14 protein-coding genes and 1 other annotated feature are annotated in these 18,032 nt (G+C 35.9%); of the genes, 8 read left to right on the top strand and 6 right to left on the bottom strand.

Going from position 1 to position 18,032, the window contains the following annotated elements; genetic code table 11:
• Window positions 1–4 precede the first annotated feature (4 nt).
• Window positions 5–2,644, top strand: a complete 2,640-nt coding sequence (gene gyrA, locus G634_RS0111970; RefSeq protein ID WP_081676605.1) for a DNA gyrase subunit A — start codon at window positions 5–7, stop codon at window positions 2,642–2,644.
• Window positions 2,645–2,798: 154 nt separating this feature from the next.
• Complete coding sequence (locus G634_RS0111965) at window positions 2,799–4,286, top strand: GGDEF domain-containing protein (RefSeq protein WP_026505477.1); 1,488 nt, start codon at window positions 2,799–2,801, stop codon at window positions 4,284–4,286.
• Between the two features lie 25 nt (window positions 4,287–4,311).
• Here G634_RS0111965 and G634_RS0111960 read toward each other — a convergent pair whose 3' ends face one another.
• The gene (locus G634_RS0111960) at window positions 4,312–5,316 is read right to left on the bottom strand and encodes an asparaginase (RefSeq protein ID WP_026505476.1); all 1,005 of its coding nucleotides are present in this window, start codon (window positions 5,314–5,316) and stop codon (window positions 4,312–4,314) included.
• A gap of 270 nt (window positions 5,317–5,586) precedes the next feature.
• Window positions 5,587–5,850: a binding site (T-box leader), on the top strand.
• A 49-nt stretch (window positions 5,851–5,899) separates the two neighbouring features.
• Between G634_RS0111960 and trpD the strand changes: the two genes are divergently transcribed.
• The 6 genes from trpD to G634_RS0111925 all read left to right on the top strand — a co-directional run bounded on the left by trpD (window position 5,900) and on the right by G634_RS0111925 (window position 11,469).
• Window positions 5,900–6,931, top strand: coding sequence for an anthranilate phosphoribosyltransferase (gene trpD / locus G634_RS0111950; protein WP_026505475.1), 1,032 nt, complete (start codon window positions 5,900–5,902; stop codon window positions 6,929–6,931).
• 83 nt (window positions 6,932–7,014) lie between these two features.
• Window positions 7,015–7,797, top strand: a complete 783-nt coding sequence (trpC, locus tag G634_RS0111945) for an indole-3-glycerol phosphate synthase TrpC (RefSeq protein ID WP_026505474.1) — start codon at window positions 7,015–7,017, stop codon at window positions 7,795–7,797.
• Window positions 7,790–8,416, top strand: coding sequence for a phosphoribosylanthranilate isomerase (locus G634_RS0111940; protein ID WP_026505473.1), 627 nt, complete (start codon window positions 7,790–7,792; stop codon window positions 8,414–8,416). Before trpC ends, G634_RS0111940 begins: the two co-directional genes overlap by 8 nt.
• Before the next feature lie 62 nt (window positions 8,417–8,478).
• Window positions 8,479–9,666, top strand: coding sequence for a tryptophan synthase subunit beta (gene trpB / locus G634_RS0111935; RefSeq protein ID WP_026505472.1), 1,188 nt, complete (start codon window positions 8,479–8,481; stop codon window positions 9,664–9,666).
• 14 nt (window positions 9,667–9,680) lie between these two features.
• Entirely contained in the window at window positions 9,681–10,517 is an 837-nt protein-coding gene (gene trpA / locus G634_RS19070; RefSeq protein ID WP_051233922.1) for a tryptophan synthase subunit alpha, read from the top strand.
• Between the two features lie 241 nt (window positions 10,518–10,758).
• Window positions 10,759–11,469 (top strand): zinc ribbon domain-containing protein, encoded by a 711-nt coding sequence (locus tag G634_RS0111925; protein WP_026505471.1) that lies wholly within the window; start codon window positions 10,759–10,761, stop codon window positions 11,467–11,469.
• A gap of 237 nt (window positions 11,470–11,706) precedes the next feature.
• On the opposite strand, the gene G634_RS0111915 is transcribed toward G634_RS0111925, so the two are convergent.
• From G634_RS0111915 to G634_RS0111890, 5 genes are all read right to left on the bottom strand, one after another.
• Window positions 11,707–14,034 (bottom strand): ABC transporter permease, encoded by a 2,328-nt coding sequence (locus G634_RS0111915; protein ID WP_026505470.1) that lies wholly within the window; start codon window positions 14,032–14,034, stop codon window positions 11,707–11,709.
• Window positions 14,031–14,714, bottom strand: coding sequence for an ABC transporter ATP-binding protein (locus G634_RS0111910; protein ID WP_026505469.1), 684 nt, complete (start codon window positions 14,712–14,714; stop codon window positions 14,031–14,033). Before G634_RS0111910 ends, G634_RS0111915 begins: the two co-directional genes overlap by 4 nt.
• A gap of 70 nt (window positions 14,715–14,784) precedes the next feature.
• Window positions 14,785–15,822, bottom strand: a complete 1,038-nt coding sequence (locus tag G634_RS0111905; protein ID WP_026505468.1) for a sensor histidine kinase — start codon at window positions 15,820–15,822, stop codon at window positions 14,785–14,787.
• 7 nt (window positions 15,823–15,829) lie between these two features.
• Window positions 15,830–16,516 carry a response regulator transcription factor gene (locus G634_RS0111900; protein ID WP_026505467.1) on the bottom strand — a complete coding sequence of 229 codons (687 nt, stop codon included), beginning with the start codon at window positions 16,514–16,516 and terminating at the stop codon, window positions 15,830–15,832.
• Window positions 16,517–17,057: 541 nt separating this feature from the next.
• Complete coding sequence (locus G634_RS0111890) at window positions 17,058–17,747, bottom strand: hypothetical protein (RefSeq protein WP_026505465.1); 690 nt, start codon at window positions 17,745–17,747, stop codon at window positions 17,058–17,060.
• Window positions 17,748–18,032 lie beyond the last annotated feature (285 nt).

Raw genomic sequence — 18,032 nt, 5'->3', positions numbered from 1 at the left:
ATAAATGGCAGAAAATGAAAACAAAAACGGTCAGAATCCTGAAAATGGATTAACCGATGATGTATTCGATAAAAGCAGCATTGATAGAATTCACGATGTGGATTTGAAAAAAACAATGGAAAATTCATATATAGACTATGCTATGTCAGTTATTGCATCACGAGCAATTCCTGATGTTAGAGATGGTCTAAAACCTGTACAGCGAAGAGTTCTGTACTCAATGGTAGAACTTAATAATGGACCGGACAAACCACATCGTAAATGTGCCCGTATTGTCGGTGATACCATGGGTAAATTCCATCCACATGGTGACAGCTCCATTTATGGCGCGCTTGTGTATATGGCACAGGAATGGAATATGCGTTATCCACTTATCGACGGTCATGGTAACTTTGGTAGTGTGGATGGTGATGGTGCTGCTGCTATGAGATACACAGAGGCCAGACTTTCTAAAATTTCCATGGAAATGGTTGCTGATATTAATAAAGATACAGTTGACTTTATTCCTAACTTTGATGAGACAGAGAAAGAGCCTACTGTTCTTCCAAGCAGAATACCTAATCTGTTGGTAAACGGAACAACAGGTATTGCAGTTGGTATGGCTACTAATATTCCACCGCACAATCTTAGAGAAGTTATTCGTGCTATCGATAAGATTATTGACAACAAAATTGAGGAAGACAGAGATACAGATATTGATGAACTTCTTCCAATAATAAAAGCTCCAGATTTCCCAACAGGTGGAATTATTCTTGGAACAAGAGGTGCTGAGGAAGCATACAGAACAGGAAGAGGTAAGATTATTTGCAGAGCGGTTACAGATATTGAACCGATGCAAAACGGAAAGAATCGTATCGTAGTTACAGAACTTCCGTACATGGTTAATAAAGCAAAGCTTATCGAGAAGATTGCTGATCTTGTAAAGAATAAGAGAATTGATGGAATCACTGCACTTAGAGATGAGTCCGACAGAGAAGGTATGCGTGTTGTAATAGAGCTAAGACATGATGTAAATCCAAGCATTATGCTCAACAAACTCTTTAAACATACAGAACTCCAGTCCTCTTTTGGTATTATCATGCTGGCTCTTGTAAAGAATGAGCCAAAGGTTCTTTCTCTTGATAAGATGCTCCACTACTATCTCGAGCATCAGGAAGAGGTTGTAACCAGAAGAACTCAATATGATCTTGGTAAAGCAGAAGAAAGAAATCACATTTTAGAAGGTCTCCTTATTGCCCTTGATAATATTGATGAGGTTATTAAGATTATCAGAGGAAGTGAAACTGTAGCAATCGCTAAGGAACAGCTCATTTCAAGATTCGGTCTTTCAGAAGCGCAGGCACAGGCAATCGTTGATATGCGTCTTCGTACTCTTACAGGTTTGGAAAGAGACAAGATTGAAGCTGAGCATCAGGAACTTTTGAAGAAGATTGCGGAATTGAAGGCAATTTTGGCAGATAAGAAACTCCTTTTAGGCGTTATTAAAAAAGAAATTGATGAAGTCGCAGATAAGTATGGCGATGATCGTAAATCCCAGATAGGACATGACGATTCTGAATTTGAAGATGAAGATCTCATTCCAAATGTAAACACAGTTATTGCAATGACAAGTGTTGGTTACATTAAGAGAATGGCTATTGATAACTTCAAGACTCAAAATCGTGGTGGACATGGAATCAAAGGAATTAACACAATTGATGGAGATTATGTAACTGATCTTTTGATGACCACTACACATAATAATGTTATGTTCTTTACCAATAAAGGTAGAGTTTACAAATTAAAAGCTTATCAGATTCCTGAAGCATCAAGAACTTCACGTGGAACAGCTATTGTAAACCTTCTTCAGTTAAGTCCTGAGGAAAAAATAACAGCTATTATTCCAGTAAAGAACTTTGATGAAGGCAAGAACCTGTTCATGGTTACAAAAAAGGGAACTGTTAAGAAGACCAGAATTGAAGAGTTTTCAAATGTCAGAAAGAATGGTCTTAATGCAATTACCCTTGAAGATGATGATGAACTAATCGAAGTAAAGACTACTACCGAAGGTTCAGAGATATTCATCGTTTCTAAGAACGGAATGTGCATCAGATTCAAGGAAACTGATGTTCGTGCGATGGGTCGTGGTGCACAGGGTGTAAGAGGAATGATGCTCGACGAGGATGATGAAATCGTTGGTATGCAGACTGATGCGCAGGGAAGTTCGCTTCTTATAGTATCTGCAAATGGATACGGAAAGCGTACAGTTCTTGGAGAGTTCAAGACTCAGCACAGAGGAGGAAAAGGTCTTAAGTGCTATCGTATCATCGAAAAGACTGGTCCTGTTATTGGAGTCAAGGCAGTTAACGATGATCATGAAATAATGATGATTACTGATGCGGGAACTATTATTCAGATTCAAATGAAAGATGTATCTGTATATAGCAGAATAACATCAGGCGTTAAACTCATAAAGCTTGATGAAGGCGCACAGGTAGTAAGTATTGCCAAGGTTCGCGAAAAAGTATCTGATGGAAACAGAGAACTTGATGATGTGGAAGAAAACACAGATGAACTTATGGATGAAAATGTTAACAATTTCGAGGAAGATGCCGATGAAATAAGTGAAAGCGACACCGAATCGGAAGAGAATACAGAGGAATAAAATAAAAAGATTCGGGCTCTGCACCACTGTCGTGCAGAGCCTTTTTCTGCATAAACAGTTACCTTTTGCCTTAAATATTGTGGTTTACAAATAGTTACTTATAAAATTTTGTACAATAAACAGTAAAGTAACAGAAATTCAGGAGAAAGGACATATGTTTCGAATTGGTCTATTAATTTCTAACCTTAGTGATGATGATATCTGTGAATTTGTTCAAGGTGCAGCAAGAGCAGCCAAAGACCTTGAAATATCGCTTACTATTATTCCAGGAGGAATGTTTCCATCAAAAGAAGATACGAAGAGACCGCATTACTATGCATATCAGCAGAATGCTGCATTTGATTATATTCAACCGGATAATTTTGAAGGAATAATACTAGATGCAGAATCAATATGTGTGAAAGTATCTAAAGAGCAAAAAGAAAAATTTGTTTCGTATTTCGTTGACAATGAGATTCCTACTTTGCTGATAGACAAGATTGAAGAAATTAAATGTTTTTCCATAAGAGAAAATATCCTTTATAGTAATAGACAGAAAGGATATCAGGCGATATTGGATATTATATCTATCGTAAAAACAAGGAAAATGTCGGATAAATCAGCACCTGAAGACGAAACAATACTTCCGCCGTCTATCGATGGAATTGATGCAATGTTCCAATTAAAAAAAATGTGTGAATATATGCTTCATAGGATAAATCAGGATGAAAATCCGTATGAGTACTTCTTGAAAGTTGATGCACTTGGAGGTATGAAAGATGCTGTAGTATTGGCGTTTGGAGAACCACAGGAAAATACGATTGACAACCCTTGGAAGATTCCTGAGATGATACTAGTAAAAGGTCTATTAATGGATGGAGAAATTATAGATTTAAAAAAAGAAGGAGGGACTCCGTTAGTTCAGACTTCTAACGTTATGAAAGATTCTAATCTTGTGAAAGTTGTTCCTGGGGTTTACATTGGAAGAGTTATGTACCATGAAGAAAAGCAACTTGGAATGTACGTGGCAAGAATAAATGACGGATATTTACTCCCCCACTTCGAACAGTTAAGTTATGAAATACTGGAATCTTCCATAATGAGTATTGTAAACCGTAAAATTATTAATGCATTTTCAGAAGATATACTATCGCTTCAGGAAGAATTAAAAAAAGATGATGATATATTGGACAGAATTGGTGACAGAGATTTTATGACTGGCGAGTTTAATCGCAGAGGATTTTTTACAAAAGCATATGAGCTTCTTGGAAAGAAATATGCTAAAGGAACAAGAGCAGTCGTAGGATATGTTAAGCTTGATACATTAAAAGAGATAAATGACAAATATGGAAGAGACGAAGGAAATGTTGTAGTAAGAAAAGCTGCTACTGCCCTGCACGAGATGTTCAATGAAAAAGCAATTATAGGAAGAATCAGGGGTAATGAATTTGCATTATTTAAGATAGCTTATGATGAAAAATCAGAAGAAGATATCAGAGTTAGATTAATGCAGCTTAATGGAGACATGCAGGCATCAAATGAAAAACCGTATAAAATTCATTTATTGTTTGCGGTAGCTTCTTATAAGCAGGAAGAGAATCTGGATTTTTCACAGATGCTCTCCCTGACAGATGGAAAACTTAAAGGACTTGAAAGTCGTTAGAAACAAATAATCCTAAAGATATATATTAAGATTTTTTAAACAAAATATCTTTATTAATTTCTGTATAAAAAGCTTCTCTTAGTCTTGCATTACTGTAATTCATACCTCGAAGCCACATGAGCTTTGTAATTGTGGCTTCGAGAGTCATATCATAACTTTCAATCATATGAAAATCCTGTTTTATCTGACGCCCTACTTCATAAACAGTCATATTACTTCCTTCGTTTGCGACTTGAGTTGTCATAACTGCAAGCTTATCAGTTCCGGCAAGATTATCCATTTCCTCATAGAATTTTTCCATGAGGGATTCCGGCATACCGCCTACACCAAAGCTTTCTATCACTATAATATCGTAGTTCGAAAAAAGATAACTAAGAATATCAGGATTCATTCCAGGATAAAGTTTCAAAAGAGTAACCTTATCAGACATTTCATAGTAAAAACAAGGGATTCCCCGAACAGGAACCTCTGGAATGTATCTTATAATTCTCTCATCCTGAATTATAGCAAGATAAGGAAAATTAATGCTGCTAAAAGCATTAAAACTCTTAGCTCGTTCCTTCTTTGCACGAGTTCCGCAAATAACTTTTCCATCAAAAACAATATTAACATTCTGAGATTCATCATCAGCAGCATAGATGAATGAATTTAACAGGTTTGATTTTGCATCGGTAACATCTTTGCTGATAGGCTTTTGAGAACCTGTTATTACTATAGGCTTGGCACTGTTTTGAATCATATAACTTAGTGCTGCAGCAGTGTAGGCAAGAGTATCTGTTCCATGACAGATTACAAATCCGTCATAGTTTGAATAATTCTCTTCTATTGCTTTTACGATTATTTTCCAATGCTTAGGAGTAACGTTGGTGCTATCAAGATTAAGCACCTGAATAGCTTCCACAGTACAAATATGCTTAACTGCAGGAATATATGACAGAATATCTTCTGCGTTCAAACCAGGAGTAAGACCTGCATCAGTTTGCTTGCAGGCAATAGTTCCTCCGGTACCAATCATAAGAATCTTTTTCATAAGATTATGCCTTTCTTAAATGTTCACAATAATAAAAGTTATTGCATTAAATAAATAATAAGCCCAAATATAAGTTCTTGCAGGTGATTATTCCAAACATCAGCAAGAAGTAAAATAAAAACACAACATCATTATACTAACAAGAAGTGTTCTTTCAAACACTATTATTGTTAACAAATTAATTTTGCACCAAAAAAAGATTAATTTTACACGTTGACAAGTGCACTATAATAAGCTTATACTTTAATACAACAACGTATTAAATATATTATTAAACCGATGAATAGGAAGAGTAAGTATGGTTAGCACTTTCAGAGAGCCGGCGGATGGTGTGAGGCGGCAGTGAGGAAATACCGAATGGACCTACGAGGGTAGATTGAAAGTGGATATCAATATATCCATTAGTAGATTTTAACGGGTACCTGTGCCGTTATCATGCAGGCGGATATGTTAGTATCTGAAATGAGAGGATGCAGTGATGCATCAAGATGGGTGGTACCGCAGAAGCTGAACTTTATAGCCTTTGTCCCAGTGAAGAACTGGAGACAAGGGCTTTTTTTATTTCTTAGAAGGGAGAAAAAATATGATTAAAGAGGCAATTTCTAAGGTTGTAAAGGGTGAGAATCTGAATACAGAGGAAATGACCATGGTCATGAATGAGATAATGGAAGGAAAAGCCAGTCAGATTCAAATGGCATCATTTTTAACAGCACTCAGGATGAAAGGTGAAACTGTTGATGAAATTACAGCCTGCGCAGGGGTTATGAGACAAAAGGGTGTAAAAGTTTATCCATCTACTGATGTACTTGAAATTGTCGGTACAGGAGGAGATCTTGTGGGAACTTTTAACATATCTACTACTTCCGCTTTTGTTGTTGCAGCTGTGGGTGTTCCAGTTGCAAAGCATGGAAATAGAAGCGTATCCAGTAAGTCAGGTGCAGCTGATGTACTTGAAAAGTTAGGGGCTTGCATCACTATAGAGCCATCAGAAATGATGGAAGTTCTTGATAAAACAAATATATGTTTTCTCTTTGCACAAAAGTACCATTCATCAATGAAATATGCTGCACCAGTTAGAAAAGATATGGGAATCAGGACTATATTTAACATATTAGGGCCTCTTGGAAATCCGGCAGCAGCCAAAATGCAGGTAATGGGGGTATATGACAAGAATCTGGTAGAACCATTGGCACAGGTACTTAGTAATCTTGGAGTAAAAAGAGGCGTGACAGTATGCGGCTGTGATGGTATTGATGAAGTGACATTAACAGGACCGACTAAAGTCTGCGAGATTAGGGATGGAGAGTTTAGAAGCTATGAAGTAGCACCAGAAGTATTCGGAATGAAATGTTGCAAACTTGATGACCTTGTAGGTGGTACACCTGAAGAAAATGCTCAGATTACAAGAAATATTCTTTCTGGAAAAGAGAATGGACCCAAAAAGGATGCAGTAATATTAAACGCAGCTATGGCAATATACTTGGGAATTGATGGAATTTCTATGGCAGATGCAGTTGCAAAGGCAAGAGAAGCTATTGACAGTGGAAAAGCACTTCAGACATTAGAAGCATTCGTTAATGCAACAAATGAATATAGCGTAGAAAAGGCAGTTTAAGTAAGTTTATAGAATTTGTAGAAACTTAAATATGGTGTTGAGAAATATTTTTCATCAAAAATAATTAACAAGGTGGTACGAATATGATTCTAGACGAGCTTGTTGAAGCAACTAAAAAAAGAGTAAATCGTGATAAACAAAATATACCAGAAGAAAAAATGAAAGAGTTGGCTTTAAAGGCTCGCCGTACAAACGATTTTATTTTTGAAAAAAAATTAAAGGAAAAAGGGATGCACTTTATCTGCGAAATAAAAAAGGCATCCCCTTCCAAGGGTATAATCGCAGAAAACTTTCCGTATCTGGAAATAGCCAAAGAATATGAAAAAGCAAATGCAGATGCTATATCAGTACTGACAGAAGAAGATTTCTTCAAAGGAAATATAGAGTATTTGAAAGAAATATCAGAAAGTGGTGTTACTACTCCTCTTCTACGCAAAGACTTCACGATTGATGAATATATGATTTATCAGGCAAAGGTATACGGAGCAAGTGCAGTTCTTCTGATATGCGCTATTCTATCAGATGATGAATTAAAACACTACATAGATGTTGCCGATTCGCTGGGACTTTCGTGTCTTGTCGAAGCACATGATGAAGAAGAAATTAAAAGAGCAATAAAAGCAAATGCAAGAATAATCGGAGTTAATAATCGAAACCTGAAGGATTTTACTGTGAATATTGAAAACAGTATAAATTTAAGAACGCTGGTTCCGGAAGATATAGTATTTGTTGCAGAAAGTGGAATAAAAACAAGACAAGATATCAAAAAACTGGAGAAGGCACATGTGAATGCGGTTCTTATCGGTGAAACAATCATGAGAGCTGAGGATAAAAAAGAAATTATAACGGGACTACGATATGATTAAAATAAAAATCTGCGGACTGATGACAGAAAAAGATTGCGAGATAATGAATAAATACAAACCGGATTATTGCGGTTTTGTATTTGCTAAATCAAGGCATTTTGTAAGCGATGAAACAGCTAAAAAGCTTAGAAAATGTCTTGATAAAAGCATCTTGTCAGTAGGCGTATTCGTAAATGATGATTTAGATCATATTGCAGATTTGTATCATAAAGATATTATTCAGGTGATTCAGCTTCACGGGGATGAAGATAAAGATACAATACAAAAGCTAAGATTAAAACTTGATGATAAAGCTTTAATAATAAAGGCAGTTAGAGTCAGTAGTAAAACTGATTTTTCTAAAATAAAAGAGCTACCTGTTGATATGAAACTATATGACAGCTTCAGCATAGATGTTGCAGGAGGAAGCGGAAAGAGATTCGACTTATCTCTTCTTCCACAGCGAAATGGTAAGTTCTTTGTAGCAGGTGGCGTGTCAACAGAAAACGCAATATCGATAATAAATGTAGCACATCCCTATGGACTCGATGTCTCTTCATCAGTTGAAACTGATGGTCACAAAGACGAAACAAAAGTCAGAGAATTCATAAAGACAGTGCGAGAATATATTGATTATTAAATAAAAAAAGAAATTCGAGAATAAAAGCTTTTTAATAAAAACGATAGAAAAAGGGGAATCAGATGGAAAATAAAGGCAGATTTGGAGAGTACGGTGGACAGTATATTCCTGAAACACTGATGAATGCAGTATTGGAAGTAGAAAAGGCATATGAGTTTTACAAAAATGATCCAGAGTTTGTAGCTGAACTTGATGATTTACTAAAAAACTATGCAGGACGTCCATCACTTTTATACGAAGCAAAGAAAATGACAAAGGATCTTGGCGGAGCAAAGATTTACTTAAAGAGAGAAGATCTTAATCACACAGGTTCTCACAAAATAAACAACGTATTGGGTCAATGTCTTCTTGCAAAAAAAATGGGAAAAACCAGAGTAATTGCAGAAACAGGAGCTGGTCAGCACGGAGTTGCTACTGCTACCGTTGCAGCGCTTATGGGGCTTGAGTGTGAAATCTTCATGGGAAAAATCGATTGTGAAAGACAGGCACTTAATGTATACAGAATGAAGCTTCTAGGTGCAAAGGTAAATGCAATAGAAACAGGCACTGGTACTTTGAAAGACGCAGTAAATGCTGCTATGAGAGAATGGTGCAGCCGAATGGACGATACTCATTATGTACTCGGATCAGTAATGGGACCTCATCCATTCCCTACTATAGTAAGAGACTTCCAATCTGTTATTTCCAAAGAGATTAAGCAGCAGATTTTGGAAAAAGAAGGAAGACTTCCGGATGCAGTACTTGCCTGTGTTGGAGGCGGATCCAATGCTATTGGAGCTTTCTATGAGTTCATAGAAGATAAAGAAGTTGAACTGTACGGATGCGAGGCAGCAGGAGAAGGCGCAGATACACCACGAACAGCCGCTACTATGACAACTGGGACAATCGGCATTTTCCACGGAATGAAATCAATCTTTTGCCAGGATAGTGACGGACAGATAGCACCTGTTTATTCAATATCGGCAGGTCTTGACTATCCAGGAATTGGACCAGAACACGCATTTCTTGCAAAAGAAAAAAGAGCAAAATATGTTCCGGTAACAGATGAAGAAGCTGTTGAAGCTTTTGAGTATTTATCTAGAGTTGAAGGAATAATTCCGGCTATTGAAAGCTCACATGCAGTTGCCTATGCAATTAAGCTGGCAAAGACAATGGATAAAGATAAAATAATTGTTGTTAATCTCTCTGGTAGAGGAGATAAAGACGTAGCAGCTATTGCAAGATATCGTGGCGAAAAGTTATTTGATTAACCTGGGAGGATAATATGAAAACTTCTTTTGAAAATATAAAAATTCAAGATGCGTTTAACGATGAAAAGGCACTTATTACTTTTATTACAGGAGGAGATCCTGATCTTGGCACTACGAAAAAACTCATTGAGGCCATTCAAAATGCAGGCTGTGATCTTATAGAAATCGGAATACCATTTTCAGATCCTATAGCAGAAGGACCGGTTATTCAGGAAGCCGACGAAAGAGCTCTGTCAAATGGATGTACAACAGATAAACTATTTGATGCTATAAAAGAAGTCAGAATGAGCGGAAAAGTTACTATTCCGATGGTGTTTATGACCTATGCAAACGTAGTATTTGCATATGGTACAGAAAAGTTTATGAAAAGATGTAACGAGTGTGGAATGCAGGGAATTATAATTCCGGATATACCATTCGAAGAAAAGAGAGAATTTTCTGAAATATGTAAGAAGTATGGAGTGGATTTCATCTCTATGATAGCACCAACTTCAGAAGATAGAATAAAGATGATAGCAAAAGAGGCATCAGGATTTCTCTATGTAGTCTCCTCTCTTGGCGTAACAGGAATAAGAAGTGATATTACAACAGATATCGACACAATGATAGCACACGTTAGAGAAGTATCTGATATTCCTACTGCTGTCGGATTTGGTATTTCTAACAAACAGCAGGCAATGAATATGGCATCAAAATCTGATGGAGCAATCGTAGGTTCTGCAATTGTTAAACTAATTGGAGAATACAAAAAAGATTGTGTACCTGTTGTAGAAAAATATGTTAGAAACTTAAAGCAGGGCGTAGATGCGGCTAAAACTAATAGTGATATAGAGAAGAATCTTGTGGGATAACTGCAAATCAAATGTCGTTTTATCGGATATATCTGACAATTCGTCACACTGCATAATTACTGGGGGTTCGAGGAATAATATGTCTGAAAGCCGCATGTTTTCTATGTGTACAATTTGTGAATAATTGGCAAAAAAGAAACACTTTATTTTGCTTTATGATATAATGTTAATGTTCACGAACTGTAACAAAAATAAAAAAACTTGATAATTATTAACATAGCAATATGTAGGAGGAAACAAAATGGCAAATTTTTTTGAAAAACTTGGGGATAGCGTTTCAAAGGGCTTCAATTCAGCAAGCCAGAAAGCTAATGATCTTGTTGAGCTTAACAAGCTTAACAGCGAGAAGAAGCAGGCACAGCAGAAGAAAGATGCTGATTTCGTACAGCTTGGACATATGTTATATGATCACATTAAAACCCCTGGTAGCGTAGAGCCAGATTACAGCGCAGTTATTGCTGATATGGATCAGCTTGATGCTACAATGAAGAATCTTCAGGATCAGATTAATGCACTTCGTAACATGCAGGTTTGCCCTAGCTGTAACTCAGAAGTTCCAGCAGGTACAGCATTCTGCCCTAAGTGTGGTGCAAAGATGCCAGTTATTGCTCAGCCTCAGCAGCAGGCACCAGCAACAAAGGTTTGCCCAAATTGCGGAAAGCCAAATGGATTAAATGACAAGTTCTGCCAGTTCTGTGGCACTCCTCTTCCAGAAGCAGCTCCACAGCAGCCATTCATGAATCAGGCACCAGTTCAGAACCAGTTTGGTCAGGCACCAGTTCAGAATCAGTTCGAGCAGGCACCAGTTCAGAATCAGTTTGAACAGGCACCGGTTCAGAATCAGTTCGAACAGGCACCAGTTCAGAACCAGTTTGAGCAGGCACCAGCATTTACAGCAGAACCTGTTGATACAACAGCTGCAGAAGTAAATTCTGATAACACAAATATGTAATTTAGAATTAGCTTTCTTTGGCTGATATTTATGCAGAATGTCAGGATAAATTTGAAAACGACAAACCTGCAATTCTGTCTCTATTAGAAAACCATATCGACATTGATGAAATTTAAACAAAAATGTATTTCTTAAATATGCAATAATGCATGGGGCATCTTCATATTGTTCCATGCATAAATCAAAGAGCTGACGGAAAATGTTCCATCTCCCATCAGCTCTTTTCTTATTTCTTTATCATGTTTCATTTATTGTTTCTGTAATCGACATTTTACGAATACGTTTTGCAGGAGAATATACTGCGACAGCGCATGATCCAATTACCAGCAATACTATTATCAGCATTGTTTTAAATGGAATATCCCACGAACCTCCAAAATGCGTAATAATTACTTTGTCGTAGATTGTATAGTGAAAAAATACGCCCATTAGTCCACCAATAACTATTCCTAAAACAGCATAGGCCATAGCTTCCGCAGCTATCATTCTTGTTATCTGCCTTGTCTCCATTCCTATAGCACGCATTACACCATATTGTTTGATTCTGGCAGACACTCCCATCGAAACACTATTAGCAATATTCAAAACTGCAATCATAGTAATAATTGCCAGAAAGCTGTATGCAGCTATTCTAAATACCCAATATGAAGAATACATCTCTCCATTTTCTTCTCTGTTATCCCTAAAAACATTATTACCAGCTAATGCTTTTATTTGTTTAAAATCCTCTTCAGACATATTGTTATCAAAAACAGCCCCCAGCATCGCATATTTGTTTTCACCTATAATACGAGCATATGTCTCTTCCGAGACAACTACAGTACTTGTGCCACTTATACTTCCAATACCATCTGATGAAACGCAGGCTATCTCTATCTCATTATTACCAACCTTAATCTTGTCACCGACATTCAGATGACTATCCTGATTAAAGACAACAAGAGCATAATCAGAATTTCCGTAAACCTTTGAAAAGTCTCCACTAATAATGGATTTTTTTGAACGTTTGAACATGTTATTATCATATGAGTACAGATCAATTGTTGCTTCTTTACCATTTACCTGTACAGGAAATGCTACACTCATCATAAGTCCAAATGTGCTTTCCACACCAGAATAACAAGCTATTTCTTCTTCGACACTCTTATCTATAGAATTTGAATAATCTTGACTTGCAATAACAATATCCGGTGTGAAGCTACTTTGAGATGGAAGCAGTTTAGTTACAATATCAAGGCATGCAGAAAAAATAAAGAACAATACGATTACAAGAGAAAAAGATCCTGTCATAAGAATCAGATTTTTCTTTAAATTTATAGCATGATAAATTCCAAGTGTTGTTTCCACTTTAAAGCTTCTAATCCTACCCACATGGTTTGACATTTTAGAAGCTTGTTCACTTCCAGAAACTGCCGCTATTGGTGATATACTAGCAGCCTGTTTTGCAGGGAAATAGGCCGCTATATATACAGTAATAATTCCTACTACTGCACCGCTTATAAGCCCACTTAAACTCACTCCAAATAATGGCATATTAATCCATTCGCCCTTTACATGGTATTTAAGTATCCCACACAGAATCCATGAAGTTACTGTTCCCAAGAAAAGCCCTATTGGAACTGCTGTTTTACACCAATTCAACGCTTCCAATCGTACAAATCTAATTATCTGAGTCCTACTTGCACCAATACATCTCAAAATGCCATAAAACTTTATTCGTTGTGCCACATTACTATTCATACAACCTGAAATCATAAACACACCAGCAATCAAAATTATTATAAAACATATTCCTGCAAGTGGATAAAAGTCATTCATGCTTTTACTGTTGCTGGCACCTAAAAAGACAAGAAGGCCTGTATTTTCTTCCACATCAGTGCCGGATAGCTCATATGTATGTTCAAAATCAGAAATCGTCCTTTTCAAGCCTTTTTCATCTTTGAATCGGATTGCATATTTGGTCTCATATTCAACACCTGACATGTTGCATATACTATGAAAAGTATCGATATTACAATAGGCACAAAAGCCTTCAATCATTTTATTGTAGTCACTATCATCCTTATAAAACCCAGTTATCTGATATTCATATGAACCAGACAGGGTCTCCAAAACTATAACATCTCCAATATCTTTACCTAAAAGTTTTTTTGCATCCAAACTAAGGGCAATCTCATTTGAACCATCAGGGTATGTGCCTTCAAGAGGATATTTCATAATATTAGTCAGAAAAGATTCTTCTGTACCTTTTAGTTCTATATCCATCCCTTCAACATGGTAGTACTTTTCTGTATCATTTTTTAATTCCTCATAATGCGAAATGTATTTTATATTTTGATCATCTACAATCTTTGCATATTCACTATCTGATATGTTTTTTACCGAAATATGCCAGTCCCCATGACTCACACGCATTGATGCAGCTTCTCCCCTTGTCCACATATCAACCATAGAAAAGATGGATGTAACCAGAAATACTGCAAGGATAATACAGATTCGCGTCATACGGCTTTGCCTTTTATGTACACGTGCAGAGACGGGCACCAAGCTTAGATAACTTCTCATTCTCTGCACCTCCCAAAATCTGTAAGAACACCATCAGAAACCTGTAATACTCTATCTGCACTTTGAGCGATACTTCTATTATGAGTGATCATTATAATTGTCTGTTCATATTTTGATGCTGCTTCTTTTAAAAGAGTAATAACTTCACTGCTATTTTGGGTATCAAGGTTTCCTGTCGGTTCGTCTGCAAGTATAATCGATGGGCGCGTAAAAAGTGCACGTCCTATCGCTACTCGCTGTTGTTGTCCTCCTGATAACTGATTAGGTAAATGGTTACGCCTTTCGCTGAGATTAAGGACTTTTAAAAGTTCCTCAAGATAAGCTCTATCCGGCTTTTGATAATCAAGAAGAACCGGAAAAATAATGTTCTGCTCAACTGTTAGTTCTGGAATCAAGTTAAACGCCTGAAAAATAAAGCCTATATTTCTTCTGCGAAAGATTGTAAGTTCCCTATCATTCATAGAAAAGATGTTCCTACCTGCTATAGTAACCTTTCCCATTTCCGGTCTATCCAAGGCTCCAATCATATTAAGGAGGGTGCTTTTTCCAGATCCGGATTCACCAACTATCGCTACATACTCGCCTTTGTTAACTGAAAAGCTAACATTTTTAAGCGCGTGTACAGCAGTTTCTCCTTCGCCATACGTTTTACAAATATTGCATACTTCTAATAAATTCATTTGTAATCTCCTCTATATTTTTTATAATTTCACTATAGCGGAGGATCCTTACACCAACATTACAGTAATCCTACAATTTTGTAGGAATCAAAAAATTCATAGTAAATGTAGTTCCTATACCAAGTGTACTGTCAACCTCAATTGTCCCATTATGTGCTTCAACAATCTTTTTTGTAAGTGGCAGCCCTAAACCAATACCTTGTTTATCCTTAGAATATCGGCTCCTATAAAACCTTTTAAAAATATATGGTATATCCTCTATGTGAATTCCACATCCTGTATCTTTCACAACAATCTGCACTATTGACGCAAACTGCCTGATTTCAATGCTGATAATGTCGCCATTATCAGTATGATCCAAAGAATTTTTTACAAGATTGTCTATTGCTTCAATCATCCAATTACGATCACAGGATAAAATTATATTTTCATCACCAGATATGCTTATTATCTTACCTTCCTGCTTTGCTCTAAACTCAAAATGTTTTTGAACACTCTCAGTAAGCTCATATATATTTTCTTTATTCTTTTCAAATATGATATTACCCGAATCGAGTTTAGAAATTTTTAAAAGATTCTGTACAAGTATTTCTATTCTATCGAGTTCCTGCTCTGAAAGTGTAACTAACTCATGTGTATCCGGATATTCTTTGGTTTCATCCAGCAAAAGTCCATTATATATATTCAACGCCGCAAGTGGGGTCTTAAGCTGATGTGAAATATCCGAAATTGTATTATGCAGAAATTTCTTTGCATCAGATTCTTTGTCAGCATGGGCATTCAAAATAGCAACTAACGTATTTATCTCATGAAACAACCTGTATAACTCACCCTCATCATTACACTCTAACGACACATTTTTATTACCTGAAATATATTCTGTAATTTGCGAAATGGCCTCCTCCATAATCTTATTTTGATTTTCAAAATACTTGTAGCAAAAAAGAAACATTGCTACTCCAAAAAGTAGGCAGCAAATGGTAGTGTAATAATATGCATTATCAATATTTAAACCAGTCAGAAATATCAAAGTAACTGTTAAAACTAACGTACAAACAAATATTTCCTTGAATAGTTTTCTTATTTTTCTATTAGTAAATATAATCATGTCAGCCTCAATTTTGTGAATTCCATTTATATCCCATCCCGCGAACTGTAATGATTCTTTTGGGATTCCCCGGATCATCTTCAATCTTAATACGTAACCTCCTGATATACACAGTAAGCGAGTTATTGTCTATATATTTCTCTTCACAGTCCCACAATCTGCTAAGAATCTGCTCTGATGATAATACTTGGTCATGATTCTCTATAAACATCCGTAATAATTTATATTCACTTGCTGTAAGTTCTAATAGATTATCCTTTTTATATACTTCACTTTCAAGGATATTTATACATATATCACCAGACTTCAACTCAGATAATGAACTATTAAAATCATTGCTTCTTCTAAGAAGCGCATTTATCCTTGAAAGAAAGACTGCCAATTTAAATGGCTTGGTAATATAATCATCTGCTCCTATATCAAGGCCCATAATAATATCAGTTTCCTCATCTGCTGCCGTAAGAAACATTATCGGCAAATTTGATGTCTCTCTTATTCTTTTACAAAAATCAAATCCTGATCCATCCGGAAGGGATACATCCAAAATCGCCAAATTATATCTATCTTGATTCCACATCTCTTCTGCTTCCAATGTGGTCCTAGCAACATCAAGTTCATATCCCTGTTTTTTTATCGCAAATGAAAGACCATTTAACAAACTTAAATCATCTTCAAGTAAAAAAATTCTTTTCACCAAAACAAATCCTCTCCCTTTTTCTTTAAAATAGGCGTTTGCAAAACGCCACAAGCCGCATAAATACGGCATTTTTATGCCATAAAAATGAATAACTCCTCACCAAGTATGGTAAAATAGAATTGTCAGAAAGCATCTACCAACACTCAAGAAAGGAGTTATTCTGATATATATGATACCATACAAACAGCTTTCTTTGGCTGATATTTATGCAGAATGTCAGGATAAATTTGAAAACGACAAACCTGCATTTCTGTCTCTATTAGAAACCCATATCGACATTGATGAAATTATTCCGATTTCAGCTGGCGTAAATTACATTAGTTTAAATGCAAATCATTCGATAAAGGATTTTTTTGTGGTTTGCTTAATTAGTTTTTTATGGTTTTATATTGGGAGAATTGTTTTTTTATACATATTCAAGCGAAGTAAACAATTCAAATGGACTTATTAATTGAAAATCTAAAATCAATTAAAAGAGCGAGATTTTTGAGATAGAAGAATAACTTCTAGGAAAAATCTCGCTCTATTTTTTAGGTTATTATTGGAATAAAACCTGCTCTCTTCTCTCTTGGCTTTGCTGAGTGGATTTAAACTCCATAGTAGCAAGATTTTCGTGATGAATCCTGTGTACAGCCAGGAATAAATGTTCTAGTGTATCAGGAGTCAGCATCTTGGAATCGGTCATTTTAGAAATGACATCCATCGAATATCCATCAAGAAGAGCATCATAAATACATTTAGAAAAATAATCCTGATAGAATTCCAAAGCTTTTTTTACGTATTCTCTAACCTTTATTTCATTATGAAGAATATTTGAACTATCATTATCAGCGTAAAGATTTTGAAGAATCATGATAAGTTCAACTATTTCATCTGATATATTACCTTTTTTTCTTGCAAAATCAGAATAATTGTAGTCAATAAACAATTCGCCACAATCAAAGGCCTTTGCCAAAATATCCTTGAATTTTGAATATTCATCTTCAGAAAGGAAATTTCTGAAATCACACAGGGCATTATGCGGCATAAGCTTTTGAGAAATAGTTCTGTAATGATGAATAAACTCTAAAACTTTATCCTCAGAAATATCCATCCATCGTGCAAGACAAGAGATTTTACTAGGCATATCTTCTATTTTCAGACCATGCGAATTATCATCAAAATCTCTGATAATAGAAATAGCCATAAGTTGCTGACCGATTTGCTTTTGTAATTCGTATTCTTTCATAAAAAGAGTTCCCTTCTTGTATTAGGCATACGAATTGCAGATGACTTTTATCATAGGCAGTTCGTATATCATATGTTACAAAAGAACATTTTAAATAATAGAATCATCACATAAGAAAAAGCGACAGTAACAAAAAAGACTACATCTAGTTATTATTTTAACGCAAAAACGTCTGAAAATCTATAGGTTCTTGTTTTCATCAGGAAAATCAAGAACCGTACCAGACCAAAATTTGTCGTTAAGACAAATTTTGTCCTGCGAAGCAGGATTCTTGCTGATGATTAT

This window comes from Butyrivibrio sp. NC3005, from assembly GCF_000424545.1.
Lineage (GTDB): Bacteria > Bacillota > Clostridia > Lachnospirales > Lachnospiraceae > Butyrivibrio.
Note: the sequence above shows the minus strand (reverse complement) of the source record. Positions and strands in the feature narration are given on the sequence as shown.

What these genes read in the sequence shown, in the direction of transcription:
- gyrA (WP_081676605.1), top strand. Translation starts at nt 5, where the DNA reads ATGGCAGAAAATGAAAACAAAAACGGTCAGAATCCTGAAAATGGATTA.
- G634_RS0111965 (WP_026505477.1), top strand. Translation starts at nt 2,799, where the DNA reads ATGTTTCGAATTGGTCTATTAATTTCTAACCTTAGTGATGATGATATC.
- G634_RS0111960 (WP_026505476.1), bottom strand. Translation starts at nt 5,316, where the DNA reads ATGAAAAAGATTCTTATGATTGGTACCGGAGGAACTATTGCCTGCAAG.
- trpD (WP_026505475.1), top strand. Translation starts at nt 5,900, where the DNA reads ATGATTAAAGAGGCAATTTCTAAGGTTGTAAAGGGTGAGAATCTGAAT.
- trpC (WP_026505474.1), top strand. Translation starts at nt 7,015, where the DNA reads ATGATTCTAGACGAGCTTGTTGAAGCAACTAAAAAAAGAGTAAATCGT.
- G634_RS0111940 (WP_026505473.1), top strand. Translation starts at nt 7,790, where the DNA reads ATGATTAAAATAAAAATCTGCGGACTGATGACAGAAAAAGATTGCGAG.
- trpB (WP_026505472.1), top strand. Translation starts at nt 8,479, where the DNA reads ATGGAAAATAAAGGCAGATTTGGAGAGTACGGTGGACAGTATATTCCT.
- trpA (WP_051233922.1), top strand. Translation starts at nt 9,681, where the DNA reads ATGAAAACTTCTTTTGAAAATATAAAAATTCAAGATGCGTTTAACGAT.
- G634_RS0111925 (WP_026505471.1), top strand. Translation starts at nt 10,759, where the DNA reads ATGGCAAATTTTTTTGAAAAACTTGGGGATAGCGTTTCAAAGGGCTTC.
- G634_RS0111915 (WP_026505470.1), bottom strand. Translation starts at nt 14,034, where the DNA reads ATGAGAAGTTATCTAAGCTTGGTGCCCGTCTCTGCACGTGTACATAAA.
- G634_RS0111910 (WP_026505469.1), bottom strand. Translation starts at nt 14,714, where the DNA reads ATGAATTTATTAGAAGTATGCAATATTTGTAAAACGTATGGCGAAGGA.
- G634_RS0111905 (WP_026505468.1), bottom strand. Translation starts at nt 15,822, where the DNA reads ATGATTATATTTACTAATAGAAAAATAAGAAAACTATTCAAGGAAATA.
- G634_RS0111890 (WP_026505465.1), bottom strand. Translation starts at nt 17,747, where the DNA reads ATGAAAGAATACGAATTACAAAAGCAAATCGGTCAGCAACTTATGGCT.